This window comes from Streptomyces sparsus, assembly GCF_054776295.1.
On the sequence record NZ_BAAHCA010001036.1, the window covers coordinates 1 to 1579 of the forward strand.

2 protein-coding genes are annotated in these 1579 nt (G+C 72.1%); both read left to right on the forward strand.

Annotation, left to right across the window (positions count from 1 at the left end):
• Position 1 precedes the first annotated feature (1 nt).
• Positions 2-817 (forward strand): S1C family serine protease, encoded by an 816-nt coding sequence (locus ACYVE9_RS26080; protein WP_461030356.1) that lies wholly within the window; start codon positions 2-4, stop codon positions 815-817.
• 22 nt (positions 818-839) lie between these two features.
• A complete protein-coding gene (locus ACYVE9_RS26085; RefSeq protein WP_461030357.1) occupies positions 840-1532 on the forward strand; it encodes a response regulator transcription factor in 693 nt (230 codons plus the stop codon).
• Positions 1533-1579: the final 47 nt, after the last annotated feature.

The following is a 1579-nucleotide window of genomic DNA, read 5'->3' on the forward strand; positions in this document are numbered from 1 at the left end:
CGTGCTCGCCGCGGTCGCGCTGGCGGCCGGCGCGATCGGCGGCGGCACCGGTGCGCTGCTCGGCTCCGCCTGGAGCGAGGGCGGCTCGCCGACGACGGTGTCCGCCGGTGCGAACGGCACCCACGTCAGCACCAACGGCACCGTCGCCTCGGTGGCCGAGAACGTCAGCCCCAGCGTGGTGGAGATCTCCACCGGCAACTCGACCGGATCGGGCGTGGTGCTCACCGCCGACGGCGAGATCCTCACCAACAACCACGTCGTCTCCGGCGCCGACCGGATCCAGGTGCGGTTCAGCGACGGCAGTACGGCGAACGCGCGGGTCGTCGGCACGGCCCCCGACCTCGACATGGCGCTCATCAAGGCCGAGGGCGTCAGCGACCTGGCCCCGGCGACGCTCGGGAACTCCGACAAGGTGCAGGTCGGCGACCAGGTGGTGGCCATCGGTTCACCCGCGGGGCTCACCGGGTCCGTCACCAGCGGCATCATCTCGGCGAAGGACCGCGACGTGACCGTCCGCAAGGAGAGCGCCCCGCGGCAGCAGGAGCAGCACTGGCCGTTCGAGTTCGGCGGCGGCGAGTACAACGGTGAGGTGGGCTCGCAGACGACCACCTACCAGGCCCTTCAGACGGACGCCTCACTCAACCCGGGCAACTCCGGCGGCGCCCTCGTCGACATGAACGGTGCCGTGGTAGGCGTCAACTCGGCGATGCGGAGCGCCGGGTCGAACCAGTCGGAGGCGGGCAGCATCGGTCTGGGCTTCGCCGTGCCGATCAACGACGTGAAGCAGATCCTGGATGACCTGCGCGCCGGAGACTGACGGGGGTGGCACACTCGCCCCCATGAGTGTGCTGATCGTCGACGACGAACCGGCGGTACGCGCGGCGTTGCGGCGCAGTCTGGCCTTCGAGGGCTACGAGACGGCGGAGGCGGTCGACGGCCTGGACGCGCTCGCACAGGTCGCCGCCCGGCCGCCCGAACTGATCGTGCTCGACGTGCAGATGCCCCGGATGGACGGCCTCACCGCAGCCCGCCGACTGCGGTCCCAGGGGGTGACGCTGCCCATCCTGATGCTGACCGCCCGGGACACCGTCGGCGACCGCGTCACCGGCCTGGACGCGGGCGCCGACGACTACCTGGTCAAACCCTTCGAGCTGGACGAACTGCTGGCCCGGGTCCGGGCCCTGCTGCGCCGCAGCTCCTACGCGAGCGCCCCCGAGGACGAGGACACGCGGCTGCTGGCCTTCGCGGACCTGCGCATGGACCTCGGCACCCGCGAGGTGACACGCGGCGACCGCCGGGTGGACCTCACCCGCACGGAGTTCACGCTGCTGGAGCTGCTGCTCCAGAACCCCCGGCAGGTGCTCACCCGGGACCAGATCCTCCAGGCCGTCTGGGGCTTCGACTTCGAGCCCTCCTCCAACTCGCTGGACGTGTACGTGATGTACCTGCGGCGCAAGACCGAGGCCGGCGGTGAGCCGCGGCTGGTGCAGACGGTGCGCGGGGTGGGTTACACGCTGCGGGAGCCCGGGTGAGCGAGCACGGCGGCACCGGCCCGTCCGCCGGCGGCCGGGACGCCCCC

Excerpts from the sequence above, each read along its gene's own strand:
- ACYVE9_RS26085 (WP_461030357.1), top strand. The coding sequence starts at position 840 with ATGAGTGTGCTGATCGTCGACGACGAACCGGCGGTACGCGCGGCGTTG.